The 20,864-nt window shown below is 68.2% G+C and carries 13 protein-coding genes and 3 pseudogenes; 7 read left to right on the plus strand and 9 right to left on the minus strand.

The window, feature by feature from the left end; translation table 11 throughout:
• Positions 1-25: 25 nt before the first annotated feature.
• Entirely contained in the window at positions 26-1,081 is a 1,056-nt protein-coding gene (locus tag V8686_RS02870) for a quinone-dependent dihydroorotate dehydrogenase (RefSeq protein WP_379702455.1), read from the plus strand.
• Between the two features lie 48 nt (positions 1,082-1,129).
• Here the strand turns inward: V8686_RS02870 and V8686_RS02875 are convergent, their stop codons facing one another.
• The 6 genes and pseudogenes from V8686_RS02875 to V8686_RS02900 all read right to left on the minus strand — a co-directional run bounded on the left by V8686_RS02875 (position 1,130) and on the right by V8686_RS02900 (position 10,848).
• Complete coding sequence (locus V8686_RS02875) at positions 1,130-3,742, minus strand: valine--tRNA ligase (RefSeq protein ID WP_379702456.1); 2,613 nt, start codon at positions 3,740-3,742, stop codon at positions 1,130-1,132.
• Between the two features lie 160 nt (positions 3,743-3,902).
• Entirely contained in the window at positions 3,903-5,624 is a 1,722-nt protein-coding gene (gene pheT / locus V8686_RS02880; protein ID WP_379702457.1) for a phenylalanine--tRNA ligase subunit beta, read from the minus strand.
• Positions 5,624-7,146: pseudogene (gene pheS, locus V8686_RS02885) on the minus strand (phenylalanine--tRNA ligase subunit alpha). Before pheS ends, pheT begins: the two are co-directional and overlap by 1 nt.
• A 273-nt stretch (positions 7,147-7,419) precedes the next feature.
• Positions 7,420-9,033, minus strand: coding sequence for a tryptophan--tRNA ligase (locus V8686_RS02890; RefSeq protein WP_379702458.1), 1,614 nt, complete (start codon positions 9,031-9,033; stop codon positions 7,420-7,422).
• A gap of 1 nt (position 9,034) precedes the next feature.
• Positions 9,035-10,074 (minus strand): annotated as a pseudogene (gene endA, locus V8686_RS02895) (tRNA-intron lyase).
• A gap of 45 nt (positions 10,075-10,119) precedes the next feature.
• Positions 10,120-10,848, minus strand: a complete 729-nt coding sequence (locus V8686_RS02900; RefSeq protein WP_379702459.1) for an Sjogren's syndrome/scleroderma autoantigen 1 family protein — start codon at positions 10,846-10,848, stop codon at positions 10,120-10,122.
• A 74-nt stretch (positions 10,849-10,922) separates the two neighbouring features.
• Here V8686_RS02900 and V8686_RS02905 point away from each other — a divergent pair, with 74 nt between their 5' ends.
• The 3 genes from V8686_RS02905 (at position 10,923) to V8686_RS02915 (ending at position 14,652) form a co-directional block, all read left to right on the plus strand.
• Positions 10,923-11,561 carry an HAD family hydrolase gene (locus V8686_RS02905; protein WP_379702460.1) on the plus strand — a complete coding sequence of 213 codons (639 nt, stop codon included), beginning with the start codon at positions 10,923-10,925 and terminating at the stop codon, positions 11,559-11,561.
• Between the two features lie 128 nt (positions 11,562-11,689).
• Positions 11,690-12,031 carry a PAS domain-containing protein gene (locus tag V8686_RS02910; RefSeq protein WP_379702461.1) on the plus strand — a complete coding sequence of 114 codons (342 nt, stop codon included), beginning with the start codon at positions 11,690-11,692 and terminating at the stop codon, positions 12,029-12,031.
• A complete protein-coding gene (locus V8686_RS02915; RefSeq protein WP_379702462.1) occupies positions 12,028-14,652 on the plus strand; it encodes a PAS domain-containing protein in 2,625 nt (874 codons plus the stop codon). The genes V8686_RS02910 and V8686_RS02915 overlap by 4 nt, the downstream gene beginning before the upstream one ends.
• 87 nt (positions 14,653-14,739) lie before the next feature.
• On the opposite strand, the gene V8686_RS02920 is transcribed toward V8686_RS02915, so the two are convergent.
• Both V8686_RS02920 and V8686_RS02925 read right to left on the minus strand, forming a co-directional pair.
• Positions 14,740-17,079, minus strand: coding sequence for a DEAD/DEAH box helicase (locus V8686_RS02920; protein WP_379706445.1), 2,340 nt, complete (start codon positions 17,077-17,079; stop codon positions 14,740-14,742).
• 110 nt (positions 17,080-17,189) lie between these two features.
• On the minus strand, positions 17,190-17,738 hold the full coding sequence (locus tag V8686_RS02925; RefSeq protein ID WP_379706448.1) for an MATE family efflux transporter: 549 nt from the start codon (positions 17,736-17,738) through the stop codon (positions 17,190-17,192).
• Here V8686_RS02925 and V8686_RS02930 point away from each other — a divergent pair.
• A complete protein-coding gene (locus V8686_RS02930) occupies positions 17,737-18,150 on the plus strand; it encodes a hypothetical protein (RefSeq protein WP_379706661.1) in 414 nt (137 codons plus the stop codon). The two genes, V8686_RS02925 and V8686_RS02930, sit on opposite strands and share 2 nt — an antisense overlap.
• Here the strand turns inward: V8686_RS02930 and V8686_RS02935 are convergent.
• Positions 18,148-18,636, minus strand: a pseudogene (locus tag V8686_RS02935) (MATE family efflux transporter); the annotation flags it as partial. The gene V8686_RS02930 and the pseudogene V8686_RS02935 overlap by 3 nt on opposite strands.
• Before the next feature lie 42 nt (positions 18,637-18,678).
• On the opposite strand from V8686_RS02935, the gene lipA reads away from it, so the two are divergent.
• Both lipA and pdhA read left to right on the plus strand, forming a co-directional pair.
• Positions 18,679-19,677 carry a lipoyl synthase gene (gene lipA / locus V8686_RS02940; RefSeq protein WP_379702463.1) on the plus strand — a complete coding sequence of 333 codons (999 nt, stop codon included), beginning with the start codon at positions 18,679-18,681 and terminating at the stop codon, positions 19,675-19,677.
• A 65-nt stretch (positions 19,678-19,742) separates the two neighbouring features.
• A complete protein-coding gene (gene pdhA / locus V8686_RS02945) occupies positions 19,743-20,864 on the plus strand; it encodes a pyruvate dehydrogenase (acetyl-transferring) E1 component subunit alpha (RefSeq protein WP_379702464.1) in 1,122 nt (373 codons plus the stop codon).

The following is a 20,864-nucleotide window of genomic DNA, read 5'->3' on the forward strand; positions in this document are numbered from 1 at the left end:
CCGACGACGAACGGGCGGGACGGCCATGAGGGGCTACGATCTGTGCAAGCCCCTGCTGTTCGCCCTCCCAGCCGAGACGGCCCACCGCGCCACCCACCGACTGCTCCGGACCGCCCAAGGGACGCCCGTCGAGGACTGGCTTCGTAACTACTACGCCGTCGACGACAACCGACTGGAGACCGAGGCGTTCGGTCTCACGTTCGACAACCCCGTCGGCGTCGCGGCCGGCTTCGACAAGAACGCCGAACTGCCCTCGGTTCTCACCGCACTCGGCTTCTCCCACGTCGAGGTCGGCGGCGTCACCGCCGAACGACAGCCCGGCAACCCCCGCCCCCGACTGTTCCGCCTCCCCGAGGACGGCGCGCTGATCAACCGGATGGGCTTCAACAACGAGGGCGCCGACCGAATCGGCGAGCGTCTCGGCGCCAGCGACCTGCCCGACGCCCCGGTCGGAATCAACATCGGCAAGTCGAAGTCGACGCCGCTGGCCGAGGCGGCCGACGACTACCGCTACACCTACGACCGGGTCGCCGACGCCGGCGACTACTTCGTCGTGAACGTCTCCAGCCCGAACACGCCGGGCCTGCGCGAACTCCAGAACCGCGAGTCGCTCGAACGGATCCTCGGAAGCCTCGTCGACGCGGGCGCCGAGCCGCTGCTGGTGAAGCTCTCCCCGGACCTCGCGGCGCCGGCCATCGACGAGGCACTCGCCGTCGTCGACGACCTGAACCTCGACGGCGTCGTCGCGACCAACACCACCGTCGACCGGCCACCCGGACTCGAGAACCCGAACAGGGCGGAACGGGGTGGCCTCTCGGGCAAACCCATCGAGGAACGCGCGACCGGTACGATCACGTTCATCGCGGAGCGGACCGACGTCCCGGTGGTCGGCGTCGGGGGTATCACGGACGCCGCGGGTGCCTACCGGAAGATCCGCGCGGGCGCGAGCGTCGTCCAGTTGTACACCGGCCTGGTGTACGAGGGACCGAGCCTCGCACGCGACATCAACCGCGGTCTGCTGGACCTACTGGAACGGGACGGCTTCGACTCCGTCGAGGCGGCCGTCGGCGCGGACCTGTAAGTCGACGCGGCGGGGACGTACCGTTCGAAAACACGACCGCGGATCGGATCAGTTCCGGACGATGACGACCGTCTCGCCCGCTTCGACCATCTCGCCGTCGCCGGCGTACTGTCGCTCCTCCTCGACCTCGAACATCGCGGCGTCGAGTTCGGCGTCCGCGACGTGCAGGCGGCCGTCGACCACCTCGTAGTCGCCCTCGGCGATGGCCGCCTCGATGTCGGAGACGCGGTTCCCGAACTCGGGACCGACCAGCGAGTAATCGAGGTCGATCCCGGTCACGACGGACTCGACCGGGGGTTCCTCGTCGACCGATTCCAGTTCGCCGACGTGCATCACGCGCTCGATGTCGTCGGCGAACGCCTCGACGTCGCCGTACACCCGCACGGCGTCGACGCCGGCGTTCATCGAGAGCTGGTGATCCGTCTTGTACTTTCGGAGCGCGCCGACGACGTCCATCGCCCGTTCGCCGGCCGCGAGGTCCGCCTCCACGCCGAGAGGGTCGGGCCAGTCGGCCGTGTGGACGCTCCCGCCGTCGTACATGTCCCGCCAGAGTTCCTCGGTGACGTGGGCGAGGATGGGGGCGAACAGCTTGCAGAAGCGCCGATGTGCGGTCTGGAGCGTGTAGGCCGCCGACGGATCGTCGCCGTCGCGCAGGCGTTGTTTGGCGATTTCGAGGTAGTCGTCACAGAACGTATGCCAGAAGAAAGAGCGGAGGCTGTCGCGGGCCTTCGAGAACTCGCGACGCTCGAAGTAGCCGGTGACCGTCTCGATCCGGTCGTCGAGTTCGGCCAGCAGCCAGCGGTCGATGGCCCGGAGGTCCGGCCGCGAGAGGCGCTTCTCCGGCGTCAGATCGTCGACGAGTTTCGAGGCGTTCCAGAGTTTCCGCATCAGGCGCTCGCCGGCCCGGAGCCCCTTCTCCTTGTACGGCAGGTCGTCGCCGACGGCGCTCCCGGCGGCCCAGTAGCGCGCGGCGTCGACGGGGTACTGCTCCAGGACTTCGTCGGGAGAGACGATGTTCCCCAGCGACTTCGACATCTTCACCCGGTTCTCGTCGAGGACCATGCCGTTGATCATCACGCTCTCGAAGGGCACCTCGCCCGTGTGCTCGTAACACTTGACCACCGTGTGGAACAGCCAGAAGGAGATGATGTCGTGCCCCTGTGGCCGCATGTCCATCGGGTAGAGTTCGGGCCGCTCGATCACCATCTCCTCTCGCTCCGAGTCCCAGTCCCACCCCGCGTTGATCAGCGGCGTCAGCGACGAGGTGGCCCACGTGTCGAAGACGTCGTCCTCGGGGACGAGGTCGTCGTGTCCACACTCCGGACAGTGATCGACCGGCGGGTCGTCCGACAGCGGGTCGACCGGCAACTGCTCGCGATCGGCGACGATCTCCTCGTCGCACTCCGCGCAGTACCAGACCGGGAAGGGGATACCCGACGAGCGCTGGCGGGAGATGGACCAGTCCCACTGGAGCCCCTCGATCCAGTTACGGTACCGCGTGAACATCTTCTCCGGATACCAGTCCATCTGCCGGCCGGCTTCGAGATACTCCTCCTTCTTGTCGAGTAGTTCGATGTACCACTGCTCGGTGACGAGGAACTCGATGCTCGATCCGCAGCGTTCGTGGACGTTGACGGTGTGGGTGATCGCCCGCCGGTCGAGCAGGGCACCGGCGTCGTCGAGGTCGTCGACGATGGCCTCGCGGGCCTCGTCGCGGTCGAGTCCCGCGTACTCGCCCGCCACGTCGGTCAGCGTCCCCGACTCGTCGATGGCGATGCGCAGGTCGAGGTCGTGGGCCTGGTACCACTCGATGTCCGTCTGGTCGCCGAAGGTACAGCACATCACGACGCCCGACCCCGTCTCCATGTCGACGCGTTCGTCCTCGATGATGGGTACCTCCTGTCCGAACAGGGGAATCCGGGCGTGATTGCCGACGAGGTCCTCGTTCGCGTCGTCGTCGGGGTGGACAAAGACCGAGACGCAAGCGGGGAGCAGTTCGGGCCGAGTCGTCGAGATGGTGAACGTCTCCGGGAGGCCCACGTCGTCCTCGACCACCTCGAAGGCGATGTCGTGGAAGTGGCTGTCCTGTTCGTCGTCCTCGGTCTCGACCTGCGAGATGGCCGTCTCGCACTCCGGACACCAGATGGCGGGCGCGCGCTGGCGGTACTCCCGCCCCTGTTCGTAGAGGTCGACGAAAGAGAGCTGCGAGGTTCGCTGAACCTCGGGCGAGATGGTCTGGTAGGTCTCCGACCAGTCGATGGAGATGCCGAGGTTCTGCATCTTCTCGGTGAACTCCTCCTCGTACCGGGCACAGACCTCGCGGCACTTCTCCTGGAACTCCCGGCGGCCGAAGTCCTGGTGGCGGACCCCGAGTTCGTCCTCCGTGAGTCGCTCGGAGGCGATGCCGTTGTCGTCGTAGCCGAACGGGAAGAACACGTCCTTGCCCTGCATCCGGTTGTACCGGGCGACGAAGTCCTGCAGGGTGAACCCGTAGACGTGCCCCCAGTGGAGGCTGCCCGACACCGTCGGCGGCGGCGAGTCGATGGAGAAGACGGTGTCCGGATCTACCACGCCGTCCCCGTAGGCGTAGAGATCCTCCTCGACCCACCGCTCCTGCCACTGTCGTTCGACCGTCTCCGGGTCGTATTCTCCGCTCGGCATTGCTCGCGTGACGCTACCGGAGTGACCGGTGTTAAACGCCTCGGTTAGGACCTCCCGCTCGCGCTGCGGGCTGGCGTCGTTGCCCCCGACGAAAGCGGGACCAACGGCGCCACGCGCTCGACGGTCGCTTGCGCCCGCCTCGCGCCGTCCTCGGCGGCGACTACTCCAGCGCGCCCAGCCGAAACTCGAACGCCGCCACCGGCAGTTCCAGGTCGTGTTCGACCAGCACGCGCGGGTGCACCTCGCCGATCACGCCGACGCTCTCGCCGTCGATCACCACGTCGGCAGCCCGCCCGTCGATGAACGTCGGGTGGTCCGTCGCGGGCGTCGCCAGGTCGACGCCGAAGTCGCGACACAGCGACGCCAGTCGCGCCTTGGCGTCTTCGTAGGTGGCGTCGTGGCGCGCGAGGACCGCGGCGACGGTCCGACGCTCGGCGACGCCCGTGTTCTCGTCGTCGTCCGCGCCCGCGGCCACCCCGATTTCGGCGAGGTCCTGCGGGTAGGCCCGGTGGGTGTTGTTCTCGAGTACCATCAGCAGGGAGGGAAGCGCCCACGTGCGGAGCATGGTGTAGTCCTCGCTGTAGGGTTCGGTGATGGTCACCGGGTCTGCGCCGCCGACGACGGCGGTTCCGGGGTCGACCCCCATCCGGTCGTAGTTCTCCGTCTCGGAGATCATGTGGAAGTTGAGCAGGTCCTCGAAGCCGAGGCCGACGAGGGTCGTCCGGGCCGCCGCTTCGAGCGTCGACCGCTCGTGGCGCCCGCCGACGGTCGCCACGTCGGGGTAGCGCGGGTCGAGTTCGTTGAACCCGTAGGCTCGTCCCACGTCGTCCACCAAGTCGAGTGGGTGGAGCACGTCGGTCCGGTACGGCGGGACCGCCACCTCGTAGGTGACGTCGCTACCGTCTCGTTCCGTGGGATCGGCGTCCAGCCCGGATCGCTCGAACAGGTCGACCGCCTCCTCGACGTCGAGGTCGACGCCGAGCATCCCCTCGATGCGCTCGTGGGCGACGGTTTTGGTGTCGACCTCGAAGTCTGGGCGGCGGAGCGTCCCGTCGGCGTACTCGACTTCGACGTCCTCGATGGTTGCGCCGCGGGCGTCGAGGGCGTAACAGATGACGTTACACATCCGGTCGATGGTCCACTGGTCGGTGCCAGTGAGTTCGACGAAGAGTTCGCGGGAGTCGGTCGACACCTCGGTCCGGCGGCCGTTGATCACCGGCGGGAACGAGAACAGCCCGATTTCGTCGTAGATAGCCGGGTAGCGGTCGTACTCGCGGACGATTGGTGCGTAGGTCTCGCCGGTCGGGTGGTCGGCGAGGACGTCCGCGGGCGTCATCTCCCGATCGGAATCGAGCGGGACGAACCGGTCGCCGTCGGGGGTGACACCGCGGTACGTGATGGCGTTGCCGCCGCCTGCGCCGTCGCCGTGGACCGCCCCTTTCAGCATCGTCAGGTCGTGGATGCCGATGGCGCCCTTGGCGCGTTTGCGCCCCATCGTCGCGTGGAGTTTCTCCTGTAACTGGATCAGGGAGTCGAGGGCGTCGTCGTCCAGATCCACGCCGCGGATCACCGCGCCGGTGACGTACGGCCGCTCGTCGGGCACCGAATCCTCGACGACGATGGTCCAGTCTGGATCGTTCGTCTTCGGGACGTAGACGCCGCGGTCGTCGCCGTACTGGTAGCGAAGCGACCGGGCGACCCCCTCGACCGAGAGGCGGTCGAGACGGTCAGGGCCGAACTCCAACTGGAGTTTTCCGTCCTCAGTCTCGCCCTCGAACTCCAGTCCGAGGGCGAACAGATCCTCCGTGAACTCCTCGTCGCTTTTCTCCTCGTGGCCCGTCAACTGCCGGAGGTCGTCGGGATCGACGTCGACGACGGGCATCAGTGAAGCACCTCCGTGTTCCGCAGGAGGTCCAGATCACAGAGCGTCCCGTGCACGTCGCGGATGTCGTCGAAGCCGTACATGAGCATCAGGAGTCGTTCGAGCGCCAGGCCCCAGGCCATCACGTCACACTCGACGCCGAGGGGGCGGAGGACTTCCTCGCGGAACATCCCGCTGTTGCCGATTTCGATGAGTTCCCCGGTCTCGGGGTGGGTGCCGAACAGTTCGAAGGACGGTTCGGTGTACGGGTTGTAGTGGGGTTTGAACTGCAGGTCGGTGATGCCGAACTGCTCGTAGAACTCCTCGAAGGTGCCCATCAGGTCACGGACCGAGAGGTCATCGGCCATCACCCACCCCTCGATCTGGAAGAACTCCAGCAGGTGCGTCGGGTCGAGCGTGTCGTTCCGATACACCTTCTCGACGCTGAAGAAGCGCTCCGGGGTTCGAGTTCGCCGATTTCGTGCCCGGAGAGATAGCGCATCGACAACGAGGTGGTGTGACCCCGGAGGTCCACCCCGCGGGCAACCTCCTCGGTCCACGGCGAGTGGTAGCCCTGCCCGTCCTCGCCGACGCCCTCCAGGTGGGCCGACCGGACGCGGTTCAGGAGGTCGTCGGGGATGTCCTCCATCGGCGGCACGTCGAGGGCGAACTGGTCCCAGTGGGTGCGTGCCGGATGGTCCTGAGGCATGAACAGGCAGTCGTTGATCCAGAACTCCGAGTCCGCGTGCGGGCCGTCCATCTCCCGGAACCCCATCCCGACGAGCGTGTCCTTCACGCGCTCGGCTGTCTGGCGGAGGATGTGGACCTTCCCGCCGCGCGTCTCGGGCGCGTCGGCCTCGACGTTGTAGGCGGTGAACTCCACGTCCCGCCACTCGCCGGAGGCCAGCATCTCGGGCGTGAGACGGTCGACCGTCTCCGCGGGCTCGACCCCCTCCATCAGCGCGGTGACGCCCTCGTCGGTGAGCGTCACGGAGCGAACGGTGCGCTCGGTTCGCTCGACGAGGCCGCGGCGCACGAGCTGGTCGAGGGCGTCGTCGTCCGCGTCCGCGTCCGCGTCCGCGTCGGCGCCGTCAGCTTCGACGAGGGATTCCAGGGCGACCGCCTCGGCGTCGGCGCCCGGATCGAGGGCCGGATCGGCGGTGATCTCGCCGGAATCGACCCCGCCGTACCCCTTGCGGGCGTAGTTCGCGAGCGCGATGTCGACGGCGTCGCCGAGGTCGGCGTCGCCGATGACGGCCCCCATCGAGACGGGGGCGTCGGCGGCACCCGCCGACAGTGCGGCGCGGTAGAGGCGCACCTCGGGCAGCCCCGCTTCGGCGTAGGTCTCGCCCTCGTCGGTGACGTCGTAGGACACCGTCTCGGTCGTCGAGACGGCGATCAGTCCCGCGTCTTCGAGGTCGAAGGCGGCACCCGTCACCGTCTCCGGTTTCAGCCCCGTCTCCTCGCTCATCTGTTCGATGGTCTTTGCCTCCGTCGCGCTCGCGGCTTCCAACACCGCGACCTGTGATTCCGGGAGTTGCATGCGTCGTTCTTGTTCACGTCCATCCGAGCCGGTCAGTTAGCAGTTCCGAAGGTCTGCGGCCACGTCGACCGGGTGGCGCGCCGAACGGGTCGGTTTCGTCCGCCCCCGCGGGCGGAGTCCGCCGACCACGATCAGACCTCGAAAAAGAAGCCGAACCCGAGCGCGGTCGCTTCGCGGACGAGCGAGTCGGTCGTGGCGGGTTCGGTCGCCATGTCCGTTCGATGCGCGCCGGACGGCAAAAGCGTTCTGCAGCCCGAGGTCCCGGTGGCGGGATCAGTGCCCGTCGCCGGGCACGCCACGGCGGTCGGAGTCGAGGTCGATGTCCAGGTCGTCGAGGACGGCCTCCATCTCCTCGCGTTTCTCCTGATGCGCTTCGAGGAACTCCCGCATGAGTTCGGCGGCCTGCTCCTTACAGCCACCACAGAGCCGCTCGCCGCCGACACACTCCTCGTACACTTCGGTCGCGAACTCGTCGTCGTCACCGGCGAGGAGGTAGGCGTACAGTTCGTAGACGGGACAGTCGTCGGCCTCCCCACCGAGTTCTCGCTGTTTCGCGGCCGTCTCGCGGCCGCCCGTCGTCGCCGATTTCACCTTGTCGTAGCCGTCCGCGGGGTCGTCGAGCAGGGAGATGTGGGAGGCCGGCACCGACGACGACATCTTCCCGCCGGTCAGGCCGGTCATGAACCGGTGGTAGATGGAGGACGGCGGGAGAAAGCCGTAGCCGCCGTGGTCGACCTCCACCTCGCGGGCCAGGTCCTCGGCGGCCTCGCGATCCATCTCGAAGGCGTCGACGTGTTCGTCGTAGCGGCGCTTCTCGCCGGGTACTGCCTCGATCAGGGCGTCGAAGGCCTCGTCGGTGGCGTTCCGGTCGAGGAACCGAACCCGGGGGCGGAGCGGCTCCTTTCCCGCCGCTCGGAGCTTCTCTATCGCCGCGTCGCGGACGGCGTCGGGCGTCATCTCCGCCGTCAGCCACTCGGCGGCGTCCTCGCACCGAACCACGTCGTGATCGTCTTCCAACGCGGCGTAGGCGGCGGCCAGGTGGTCGCGTTCGGCGGCGTCGGCCTCGAAGGAGGCGTAGGCCTCGGTCACTTTGAAGTATCGCATCCGGGCGGCCACGTCGCGTGCGAGACGCATGTGTGGGTCCTGGTCCGGGCCGACGGGGATGACCGTCGGCTTCGGCCCCTCCAACTGTGGGTAGAGGATGTCCGCCATCTGCGTCACCACGGACTGCATGTGGGAGACGGAGGTTTCGCCGTCGAACCCGTAGATCCCCTCGAACTCGGCGAAGCGGGCGTTCGACCCGAGTTCGAAGGCGAGGTCTTGCACCTCGCGGTTGGTCGACTGCCGGTAGAGTTCGCCCTCCTCGGGGTCGAAGCCCAGCGCGAGCAGCGAGAGCAAGTAGTCACGGGCGTGTTCGTCGATTTCGTCCCAGGAGAGGCCGCGGGCGCTGTGGGCTTCGAGGTCGGCGATCAGGCCGTAGGCGTCGGCGCCGCGCTCCTGGTGCCAGATGATCTCGTCGAAGACGAGTTTGTGACCGATGTGCGGGTCGCCGGTCGGCATAAAGCCCGAGAGGACGGCGGCGTCCTCGCCCTCGCGGAGGGCGCGGGCGACGGGGCGGTAGTCGCGGTGGCCGAAGATGACGCCCCGACGCATCAGGTAGTGCGGACTGGGAACCTCGCCGAGCACCTCGTCGAACGTTTCGATGCCGAACTCGTCGAACAGTTTGCGGTAGTCGGAGACGGTCGAGGATCCCCACGGGTCGAGCGCCACGTCGTCCGCGCCGGTCGCGGCGTCGCTCCCGCCGTCGGTCGCGGGGGTCGTATCGGCCGAGGGCCGTCGCTTCTCGCCGTCCGCTCCATCGGCGTCGTCCGAGGTTTCTCGTGTCATGTTAGGGCGTGAGTCGGGCGACCGAGAGCCAGTCTATCCCCTCGTTCGCGTCGGTCAGCGCAAAAACCATTCGCTTCCGGACCCCGCCCGCGAGGCGCACGTCGAGCGAGAGGTCGCGGGGCAGGAAGGTGTGATCGGGCGAGACGACACGGATCAGCCGGGTCGAGTGATCCATCTCCTCGACCGTGGTGAAGGTATCGTAGGTGCGGAAGTCGGCGCCGAACTTGAACCCGCTCTTCGGGACGCTCCCCGCCGCCCGAAGCGCCGCGTAGGCGCGGAGCCGACGGTCGAAGCGCCCGCCCTCGACCGCTCTGCCGCGTTCGACGACGCGGGGTTCGGCCAGGTCGAGGGCGTCCCGACGGGCGAGATACGCCGCCTCCACGAGCGACAACTGGAGCGGTCCGGTCTCGGCGTTCCGTCCCTGGAGGCGCTGGCCGTAGAACCCCCGGTCGTGCAGGTCGGTTGGGGGGGCCCACACCACCGCCCGGTCGGCGAGGAGGGCGGCGTCGAGACCCGTCGGCGGGTCGTACCGATCACCCGAGCCGTCCGCCTGCCCCGCCGCGTCCGGACGCTCCGTCTCCAGGTAGGTGAGTTCCCCTCCTCGTCGACGACGGCGAGGGTCACGTCGCCGAGCGAGGCGGCGGGGATGATCTCGCGTTCGCCGGCGACGCGGATCCGGTACTCGACGGCGTCGTCCTCGGGGCCGCTGCCGCGCGGGAAGACCACGAAGTCGATCCCGTCGGAGTCGTCGACCCAGTCCTCGCGGGCGGGCGAGAGGTAGAACCCCCGGTCGCGCAGGTCCTTGTACACGACGAAGGTGAGGACGGTGTCGGTGGCGACGAGGAAGGCACGGAAATCGAGTCGGTCGTCGCCGGCGACGACGGTGTCCAGATCCCCCCGGAAGAGGAGGTGGGCGGCCTCGACGGGCGCGAGTTCGATCCGGTTGCCAGAGAGCGGCCGCCCGTAGCCGCGGGCGTCGTAGAAGCGCTGTCTGGCGTCGCCACCGACGCGAACGACGCCGTCCTCGAAGGTCCCCTGCATACCTGCCAGGGGGCGCGGTGGAGGTAAAGGGTCTGCGGTGGCCGATCACGCCGACCACCGATCACAGGTGCCGTCCAGACACCGCTGCCCGGTCGCCGTCTCGAAGACGGGGAGGCCACACGGGCAGTCGTCGACGACGACGCCCGCCGGTACGGTAAACGCCGTCTCGCAGTCGGGGTAGGCGTCACAGCCCGCGAGCAGCCGACCCCGTCGGCGGATGATCCGCAGGTCGCTCCCGCAGTCCGGACAGGTCCACGCCCGGTCGAACCGCTCCCGAACGGCGTCGTCGAGCGGGTCGCAGTCACGGTCGATACACACCTCGAAGGTTACGCCACGGTCGACGCGCATGCGCGGGAGGCCACAGTCCGGACACGGGTCGTCGAGCACGGTCGCACCCGCGACCAGCGGGTAGCGGGCGTCGTCGACGACGTCGACCACCGCTCCGCCCGTTCGAACCAGCGGTCCGCCGGAATCGGGGCTGGTGCCGACGGGCACCCCCGCCTCGGTGACGGGGTAGACCGACCGCCGGATGCGGTCGGCGGTTACCCGGAGCGTCCGGTCGTCGAGGCGGGCGGTGAGGCCGAACCCCGACCCGTCGGTTTCGACGGTGACCGCGTCGGCGCGGGTGAGCCACGCCACCGGCTGGTAGCCCTCGGCGTCGTGGACGAGGACGGTGCGGTCGGGTTTGACGAGGACGAGCACGCGGCCCCGGTGGGTTCGGTCGTCGGTTTCGACGGTGCAGTCGCCGGCGAAGGCGCGGATGGCGTCGGTCACGGGGGCGGTGGCCGCGGCATCGGGTGAAAAGCCTCGGACGAAGCCCTTTCGGCGTTGGCCCGTGGTCACCGCGTATGGACGCCGTGCTGTTCGACATGGACGGGGTGATCGTCGACACCGAGGAGTTCTGGCGGGAGCGCGAGGCGGAGGTGATCCTGCCCGCAGCGGTCGCCGAGGGCGACCCGGCACAGGCCGAGATTCGCGGCGTCAACTACCGCGAGACCTACGACTACCTCGCGGAGCGCTACGAGATGGCCCTGGAGAGGGACGAATTTCTGGCGCTCTACGAGTCGGCCGCCGCGGACCTCTACGACGCGACAGACCTGATGCCCGGGTTCCGGGACCTACTCGCGAACCTCCGGAACCGCGGCGTGCGAGTCGCCATCGTCTCCTCCAGTCCGCCCGACTGGATCGACCGTGTAGTCGAGCGGTTCGACCTCGACGTGGACGCGACGGTGAGTACGGAGGACGTGGACGGGCCGGGGAAACCGGCGTCGGACGTGTACCTCGCGGCCGCGGAACGGGTCGGCGTCGCCCCCGCGGACTGCGTCGCCGTCGAGGACTCCCCGAACGGCGTCCGCGCGGCGACGCAGGCCGGGATTCCGACGGTGGCCTACGGCGGCGACCCCGAGGCGACGGAGCTGGCCGACTACGCGGCGAGCGACGCGGCGGCGCTTCGGGACGTGTTGGTTGCGCTCGGAGGGCTGGCGTAGGCAGGGGGGCGACGGCGGACGGCCGTATGGAACGGCTCGGGGACTCGGTGCAGCAGTGGCGATGAAATCGGAATCCGGATGCACGGCATCCCCGTGTTATATTTCGGCAAACCACGTATTATCCTCGAATGACAGATTCGGAGGAAATCGACCAGTATCGCAGACTTGTCGAAGAGTCCAACGACGTCGTCGCAGTCGTCGATACGGACGGGACGGTGACGTATGTGAGTCCCGCGGTGAAGCGTGTGCTCGGATACGACCCGGAGGCTCTAGTGGGCGATGTCGGATCCGAGTACACCCATCCGGACGACCGGGACACCGTGACAGCGGCGGTCGAGAGCCTACGAACCGGTCCGGACGAACCGCGGACCGTCGAGTTCCGAGTCCAGCGGGCCGACGGATCGTGGTGCTGGATCGAGGCGACTATGCGGAATCGGCTCGACGACGACGTGATCGCCGGAATCCTGTGAACGGTCGTGACATCACCGAGCGCAAGGAGCGCGAAGCGGAACTCGTCACGACCAAACAGCGCATGGAGTTGGCACTTGAGGGGGCGAACCTGGGTATCTGGGACTGGGACATGCGAAGCGACAGGGTGTCTCGTGACGAACTGTTGACAGAAATGCTCGGCTATACGAAAGCCGAGATGGGTGATCGAATGCGGGGTTGGGAGAGAGTGGTTCATCCGGAGGACAGAGAGCGACACGACGAGGCGCTGGCCGAACACGTCGCGAACCGGACGGCCTACTATCGATGTGACCACCGGCTGAAGACGAAATCGGGGGAGTGGAAGTGGGTGCGAACAATGGGAAAGGTCGTCGAACGCGACGAGGACGGAACGCCGATACGAGCGGTGGGCATCCACCAAGACATCGACGACCGGAAGCGCGCCGAACTGGCCCTGAAGGAGGAGCGGGACATGTTCAAAGAAGGCCCGGCGGTCGTCTTCGAGTGGGAAGACACGGCGGACTGGCCCATCGAGTACGTCTCGGAGAACGTCGAGGAAGTGCTCGGATACACACCCGACGAACTCGGGTCGGCGGACCGACACTACGCCGACATCGTCCACGAGGCCGATCACGAACGGGTCGTCAGCAAGGCGAGCGAACTCGATTCCGAGGGAGTCGAAAGCATCACCCTGGACCCGTATCGAGTGATCACGGCGTCGGGTGACGTTCGGTGGGTGAAAGAGTACACCAGAGCGGTCGAAAGCGGGAACGAAACCACTGAACTCCTCGGGTATCTCGTCGACGTCACGGAACGCAAGCGTCGAGAGCACGAGCTACAGCAGTTCAAAACGGCCGTCGAACGGAGTGCTCACGCCATCTACATCACCGACGCCGAGGGAACGATCGAGTACATCAATCCGGCCTTCGAAGCGGTCACCGGATACAGCGAAGAAGCGGCCATCGGTGAGACACCGCGTCTCCTCCAGTCGGGAGAGTACGACGACGAGTTCTACGAGGAGTTCTGGGAGACGATTCGCGCGGGGGAGCAGTGGGAAGCGGAGATGATCGACGAACGGGCGGACGGCGAGCGGATCGTACTCAACCAGACGGTCGGACCGATCATCGACGACGATGGCGACGTCCGGAAGTTCGTCGCCGTCGCGCAAGACATCACCGAACGCAAGGAACGCGAGCGGAAACTCCGGGAGCGAGAACGGAAGTATCGCACCCTCTTCGAGGATACACGGGACGCACTCATGGTGTTCGACCGAGGGGGATACCTCGACTGCAACGAACGAGCCCTCGAACTGTTCGGTGTCGACTCCGTCGAAGAGTTCATCGAGTATACGCCCTGGGACCGCTCCCCGCCACGGCAGCCGGACGGAGCTGACTCGAAAGCGGCGGCCCTGGACCACATCGAGACGGCCTTCGAGGAGGGTGAAGCGTTCTTCGAGTGGACGCACCAGCGCACCGACGGGACGGAGTTTCCGTCGGAGGTGAAACTGAGCCGGTTCGAGTACGAGGGGGAGCCAGCGTTGCACGCGCTGGTACGGGACATTTCCGAACGCAAGGAGCGGGAACGCGAACTCGAAAAGCGCGAAGAAAAGTACCGCAGCCTGTTCGAGGACACCCGGGACGCGCTCATGTTGCTGAACCGTGACGGGTTCGTCGATTGCAACGAGCGAACGCTGGAGCTGTTCGGCATCGACTCGGTCGAGTCCTTCGCCGGGCACACACCGTGGGAGCTCTCCCCGCCACAGCAGCCGGACGGGGCGGACTCCAAGGAAGTGGCACTGGCACACGTCGAAACGGCGTTCGAGGAGGGCGAAGCGTTCTTCGAGTGGACTCACCGGCGCGTCGACGGGACGACGTTCCCCGCCGAGGTGAAACTCAGCCGGTTCGAGCACGAGGGCAAACCGGTCTTGCACGCGTTGGTGCGGGATATTTCCGAACGTAAGGAGTACGAGCGTCGGTTGGAGGATCAACGCGACAACCTCGACGTCCTCAACCGAGTGCTCCGTCACGACATCCGTAACGACCTCCAGTTGATAACGGGCTACACGAAGATGCTCGCGGACGAGTGTGACGGTGTGGAGGTGAACGATCATCTCGTGACGATCCTCGAGAGCGCCGATCACGCAATCGAACTCACGAAGGTCGCCCGAGAGATGGCAGACGTGATGCTCTCTGCCGACCAGGAGATGCAGTTCGTCGACCTCCGAACCGTCCTCGAGGGCGAACTCGACGAGGTACGGTCGACGTACTCCGAAGCCGTCGTCGGTGTCGAGACGACGGTTCCGCAGGTCGCGGTCGAGGCGAACGACATACTGGGCTCCGTCTTCCGGAACCTCCTGAAAAACGCCATCCAGCACAACGACGCGGAGACACCGAGAGTCACCGTTTCGGTGACCGATCGTGAGGATACCGTCGTCGTTCGGGTCGCGGACAACGGTCCGGGCGTCCCCAAGGACCAGAAAGAGACGATCTTCGGCAAAGGCGAGAAAGGGCTCGACAGCCAAGGAACCGGCCTCGGTTTGTATCTCGTCGACACGCTCGTCGAGAGCTACGGGGGCGAAGTGTGGGTCGAAGACGGCACCGACGGCGGGGCGGTGTTCGTCGTGGTGCTGTCGAAAGCCGAGTGAGACGACTCAGGCGGACTGCTGGACGCCAGTACCGGCCGTCGCCGCCCCCGAGATCGGCGACCGCCGGGACACGAGTAACGACCCGTATCACGCCACCCGAACCGTCCGCTCCGCCACGAACGGCCGGATCGGCAACTCCGGAAACGACACCGCCACCTGAAAGTCGAGCGTGTCCGCATCGGCACCGAACACCCCGACAGGAACGGTCGTCACGTCCGAGAGATACGTCGTCTTCGCGTGCATCTCGACGCCGTTGACGGTGACGCGGACGCCGACGCGGGCGCCCCCGCCGTCGTTGCGCACCCGCACCTCGCACATCTCGCTCTCGCCGGTGGCGACGCGGTCGGGCACGTCGCCCCACGACACCGACACGTCTGGGAGGTCGGCGGCCGACTCGACGACCCGTTCGGCGACGCCGGTCGAGAGGCCGGCCCGTTCGAGTTCGTCGGCGCCCGCGGCGACCACGTCGGCGGGGCGGGAGAGGCCGCCGGTCGCGAGCGTGCTCGCGCGACCGGCACCGACGCCGTCGACGGCGGTGAGCGAGACGGCGTCGCGGCTGACGCCGTGTTCGATTCGGGCCTCCAACCGGCGGGCGAGGTTGGCGGCCCGCGGGCCGGCGAAGCGGTCGAGAAACTCCCGGAGCGCCGCCAGCAGTCGCAGCGCGTTCCGGCGGATGATCCACGCGTCGCTGCGCAGATCCGCGGGAACGGAGTCGCTTCGACTCGCCCGGAGGATGGCGAGGACCTTCCGACCGCCGTCGTCGAGGTGGCCGGCGTCGGAGCCAAGCACCGCGTCGACGGCGTCGGCCTCGGACTGTCGGGCGGAGACGGAGTCGAACTCGGCCGCCGCGGCGACCGTTTCGAGGACGGCGTCGGCGTCGATCCGGTCGCGGTCGGCCAGGTCGTGGAAGGCCCGCGCCGTCGAGAGCCGGAGGTAGTACTTCGAGGCGAGACGGCCGAGTGGCGTCGAGTCGATAGCGAGGTCCGTACCCATCTCGACGAAGCCGCGGTCGACGAGCGATTCGAGCGTCTCACGCACCCGGTCGCGGAGACCGTCGAAGTCGTAGGCGGCGGGTTCCGACGCCGCGCGGACGTAGTAGTAGGTCGTCTCCAGCCACGAGAGCACGTCGTCGAGGTCGTCGACCGTTCCCATCGCGATTTCGGCGTTGAGATGGGCGTCGAGGTCGGCTGCGAGGTGGGACTCGATTTCGGTCCCCTCGCGCAGGAGGCGACGGTAGCGGTCCGCGTCCGAGCGGTCACAGACGACCCAGCCGTAGCCCACGTCGTCGTATCCGGGGCGGCCGGCACGGCCGAGCATCTGGAGGAGATCCAGCGGGCTGATATCCACCTCACCCTCCAGCGGATCGTGGTACTTGGTGTCCCGGACGATGACACAGCGGGCGGGGAGGTTGACGCCCCACGCCAACGTCGAGGTAGAAAAGAGGATGGCGACCTTCCCCTCGCGGAACCACTTCTCGATCCGGTCGCGGTCGGCCTTCGAGAGGCCGGCGTGGTGGAAGGCGACACCGTCGAGGACGGCCTTCCGGAGACGGTCGTCGCTCAGTTCCTTCGCCTCGGTGTGGAAGTCGTAGTTCCCGCGGGCGCCGATGGGGACGTCGCGTTCGGCGAGTTCGTCCCTGGTCTTGGCGGCGGCGCTGACGGCGTCCTGCCGGGAGGCGACGAAGACGAGCGCCTGGCCGTCCTCGCGGACGTGTGGTTCGGCCAGGTCGAGCGCGCGGTAGAGGCGACGGTACTTGTCGGCGAAGCTGTTCTCGCCGTGGGTGTAGGTCTTCACGCCGGTCTGCAGGTCGACCGGGCGGTAGTCGTCGCCGAAGGCGAAGGTGGCCTCGGGCGGGGCGTCCAACCAGTCGGCCACGTCGCCGACGTTGGGCATCGTCGCCGAGAGCGCGACGAATCGGGGGTCACAGAGGCGGCGCAGGCGGGAGACGGTGACTTCGAGAACGCCACCGCGGCGCTCGGAGTCGAGGAGGTGGACCTCGTCGATGATCGAGCAGTCCACGTCGGTCACGAAGTCGTAGCGCCGGGAGTCGTGTTTGCGGGTGGCCGAATCCACCTTCTCCGGTGTCATCACGAGGACGTCGGCGTGGCGGGCGCGCCGCGGGTTCAGGTCCCGTTCGCCGGTGACGACGTAGACGGAGTAGCCCATCTCCTCGAAGCGCTCCCACTCGCTCTCCTTCTCGTTGGTGAGCGCACGCATCGGCGCGATGAAGAGGGCGGTTCCCCCCTCGCTCAGCGTCTTGCAGATGGCGAGTTCCGCCAGCGCGGTTTTGCCGCTCGCCGTCGGCGCCGACGCGACGACGTTGTGGTCGGTGTCGACGAGTACCGGCAGCGCCTCGCGTTGCATCCGGTTGAACTCCTCGAAGTCGAAGGCGTCGGCGAACTCCGGGACGGCGTCGGCGACCTTCACGCGGTCGGCACCTCCTGTCGGACGCGGGACAGACGGTGGCCGTGGCGGGTCATACCGGTGACGGGGGCCGCGGCGGCAAAGGCGTTTCCGTCGCGGTCGTACGATGGGTATCAGTCCGTGCTCGCGGCCGCGTCGGCGTCCTCGGACGTCCCGTCGATCGCATCGGCGAACAACCCGCGGCGCACGGCGCGGAGGTAGTAGGCGCCGACGCCGACGGCGGCGGCGACGTTCGACCCCGTGACCGCCCAGAAGACGGCCGGCATCCCGAGGTCGAGACCCGGGGCGGCGGCGACGCCGAAGACCGACACGGACGCCGCCGCCGGGAGAGCCAACGCCGCCACCGGCAGGCGCACGCCCCAGTACTTCAGCAGGTCGGCGACGAAACTCGTCCGGGTGCGGCCGGTACCGTTGAAGCCGGCGAGCAGGAGGTCGACGACGGCGATGGCGGGGTAGCCGTAGGCGAGGATCCGGAGGTACTGGACGGTGAAGGCGAAGCCCTGCCCGGAGAGGTCGGGGACGAACAGGCGGGCGACGGGGCCGGGGACGACCCACTGGACGGCGCCGAGGCAGGCGAGGGCGGCGACGGTGATGCCGACGCCGACACGGGTCGTCCGGCCGGCACGGTCGGGACGGTCGGCGCCGACGTTCTGACCGACCATGCTCTGGGCGGCCTGTGCGAGGCCGCGGGAGGAGGACGGCCACGCTGGCGACGCGTGCACCGACGGTGTAGGCGGCGAGGCCCGCGGCGCCGCCGGCCAGAGCGACGACGCTGACCAGGAGGACGCGGACGCTCTGGCTGACCACCTGCCGGCCCGTGATGGGCGCGCCGACCGAGAGGAGGGCACGGAACTCGGCCACCGAGAGGGCGACGTGGCGGCGCGAGAGGGCCATCCGGGAGCCGAGTGCGAGCGCGATCGCGAGGAGGAAGCCGCTGGCGTAGCCGCCGACCGTCGCGAGCGCCGCCCCGCGGACGCCGAGCGCCGGAAACGGGCCGACACCGAAGATGAGCAGGGGGTCGAGGACGACGTTGACGGCGACGGTGGCGACGTTGATCCAGAGGGAGGCACGTGAGTCACCGCGGCCGACGAATCCGGCTTCGAGCGCGTCGCTGGCGCCCGCGAGGGGGAGGCCGAGGGCGACGGTCCCGAGATAGACCGCCGCGGCGGACGCCACGTCGGGCCCGGCGCCGACGACGGTCACGAGGGGACGGGCGGCGAGGGCGACACCCCCGCCGACGACGGCACCGACGACGAGGGCGAGGGCGAGACCGTGGACGACGGTCCGGTGGGCGCCGTCGTCGTCGTCGCCGCCGATCCGCTGGGAGACGAGTATCTGCGTGCCGACGAAGGGAGTCACCAGCAGGGCGAACAGGAGTCCCAGGACGGGGATGGTGAGGCCGACGGCGGCGACGGCCGTCTCGCCGAGGCGGCCGAGCCAGAACGTGTCGATCACCTGCTGGGCGACGCGGACGACGTTCTGGGCGACGAGCGGCACGGCGAGGGCGACGAGCGTTCGCGGAATCGACCCATCGACGATGGCCGCCCGCCGATCACTCATGCTGGCGGCGGTTCACGAACCACGGGCATAGACGTGTCGGTCGTGGCGACGGTTCGACCGGCGCACACGAGGAGCCCACACGTTTTTGCTCGGCAGGCCGAAGGGAAGCGCATGGCACGCAGGCGAAAGCCCGACTGGCTGAAACAGCGGCCACCGTCGGGCCAGCGGTTCACGGAGATCAAGGAGACGCTCCGGGACCGGGAGCTCCACACCGTATGCGAGGAGGCGAACTGTCCGAACCTCGGCGAGTGCTGGAGCGGCCGCAACGGTCCCGGAACGGCCACGTTCATGCTGATGGGCGACCGGTGTTCGCGGGGCTGTAACTTCTGTGACGTCGAGACGGGGGGGATGGAGGCGCTGGACCCCGAGGAGCCGTCGAACGTCGCCGACGCCGTCGCGGAGATCGGTCTCGACTACGTCGTCCTGACGAGCGTGGACCGCGACGACCTGCCGGATCAGGGTGCGGGCCACTTCGCACGCACCATCGAGGCGATCAAGGACCGTGACCCCGGCATCCTGGTCGAGGTGCTCATCCCAGATTTCCGGGGCGATCCAGCGCTCGTCGACCGAATCGTCGACGCCGGCCCGGACGTGATCGCACACAACGTCGAGACGGTCGAACGCCTCCAGTGGCCGGTGCGCGACCGGCGGGCGGGGTACGAACAGTCGCTCTCGGTACTCGAACGCGCCGGCGACACCGCCGACGTGTACACGAAAACGAGCCTGATGCTCGGCCTCGGGGAGTACGACCACGAACTCTATCGGACGCTCTCGGACTGTCGCGAGGCCGGCGTCGACGTGGTGACGTTGGGCCAGTACCTCCAGCCCTCCCACTCTCACCTCGACGTGTACGAGTACGTCCACCCGGACGCCTTCGAGACGTGGCGTCGGGTGGCGGAGGAGGAACTCGGCTTCCTCTACTGTGCGAGCGGACCGATGGTTCGGTCGTCGTATCGGGCGGGCGAACTGTTCGTCGACGCGGTCCTCCGGGACGGCCGGAGCGTCGACGAAGCGCGCCGCGAGGCGCACGCGGTTACGTGATCGGTCGTGCCCCGAACGCATAAGACGCGGGGCGGCGAGGGAGTCTCCATGGAGGGGGGTCGGCCGTGAGTGGACGGGACGACGACGTGGACGACACCTTCGACCGCGCCCCCGACGACCGGATTCAGGTGTTGAACGAGGCGGGCGAACTCGTCGGCGACCCGCCGGCCCTCACCGACGCGGAACTGGTCGACCTCTACCGATGGATGCGACTGGCACGACACTTCGACGAGCGTGCCGTGAACCTGCAGCGACAGGGGCGGATGGGAACCTACCCGCCGCTTGCGGGCCAGGAGGCCGCGCAGGTGGGAAGCGCCGCCGCCCTCGACGACGGCGACTGGGTCGTCCCCAGTTACCGCGAACACGCCGCCGTCCACGTCCACGGCCTGTCGCTCTCGGACATCCTGCTGTACTGGATGGGCCACGGCGCGGGCGGGTGGGGCACGGACGAGAACGTGTTCCCGGCCGCGGTGCCGATCGCGACACAGATTCCCCACACGACGGGGCTGGCGATGGCGTCGACGATCCGGGGTGACGACCGGGTCGCCGTCGCGTATTTCGGCGACGGGGCCACGAGCGAGGGCGACTTCCACGAGGGGTTGAACATGGCGGGCGTCTTCGACGCCCCCGCGGTGTTCGTCTGCAACAACAACGGCTGGGCCATCTCCGTGCCGCGGGAGCGCCAGACGGCGAGTCCGACGCTCGCGGGCAAGGCTGCCGCCTACGGCATCGACGGCGTCCAGGTGGACGGAATGGATCCGCTGGCGATGTACGCGGTCACTCGCGCGGCGATAGTGAAGGCCCGTGACCCCGACGGCCGGCCGCGGCCGACGCTGATCGAGGCGGTGCAGTACCGCTTCGGCGCCCACACCACCGCCGACGATCCGACCGTCTACCGCGACGAAACGGAGGTGGCGGCCTGGCGGGAGCGCGATCCGATCCCGCGGCTGGAACGCTTCCTGCGTGAGACGGGGCGACTCGACGACGACCGGATCGAGCGCATCGAGTCGGACGTGCGGGCGCAGGTGAGTGCGGCTATCGAACGGGCCGAAGCCACCGCGCGTCCCGACCCCGACGACCTGTTCGACGACGTGTACGCGGAGCGATCCGCCGAACTCGACCGACAGCGGGCGGCGCTGAATCGACTGCGCGACCGACACGGCGAGGATGCCTTCCTGAGGGACTGA

Source organism: Haloplanus litoreus, from assembly GCF_045690335.1.
GTDB lineage: Archaea > Halobacteriota > Halobacteria > Halobacteriales > Haloferacaceae > Haloplanus > Haloplanus litoreus.

Coding starts and splice junctions, on each gene's coding strand:
- V8686_RS02870 (WP_379702455.1), top strand. CDS start 26: ATGAGGGGCTACGATCTGTGCAAGCCCCTGCTGTTCGCCCTCCCAGCC.
- V8686_RS02875 (WP_379702456.1), bottom strand. CDS start 3,742: ATGCCGAGCGGAGAATACGACCCGGAGACGGTCGAACGACAGTGGCAG.
- pheT (WP_379702457.1), bottom strand. CDS start 5,624: ATGCCCGTCGTCGACGTCGATCCCGACGACCTCCGGCAGTTGACGGGC.
- V8686_RS02890 (WP_379702458.1), bottom strand. CDS start 9,033: ATGACACGAGAAACCTCGGACGACGCCGATGGAGCGGACGGCGAGAAG.
- V8686_RS02905 (WP_379702460.1), top strand. CDS start 10,923: ATGGACGCCGTGCTGTTCGACATGGACGGGGTGATCGTCGACACCGAG.
- V8686_RS02910 (WP_379702461.1), top strand. CDS start 11,690: ATGACAGATTCGGAGGAAATCGACCAGTATCGCAGACTTGTCGAAGAG.
- V8686_RS02930 (WP_379706661.1), top strand. CDS start 17,737: ATGCTCTGGGCGGCCTGTGCGAGGCCGCGGGAGGAGGACGGCCACGCT.
- V8686_RS02925 (WP_379706448.1), bottom strand. CDS start 17,738: ATGGTCGGTCAGAACGTCGGCGCCGACCGTCCCGACCGTGCCGGCCGG.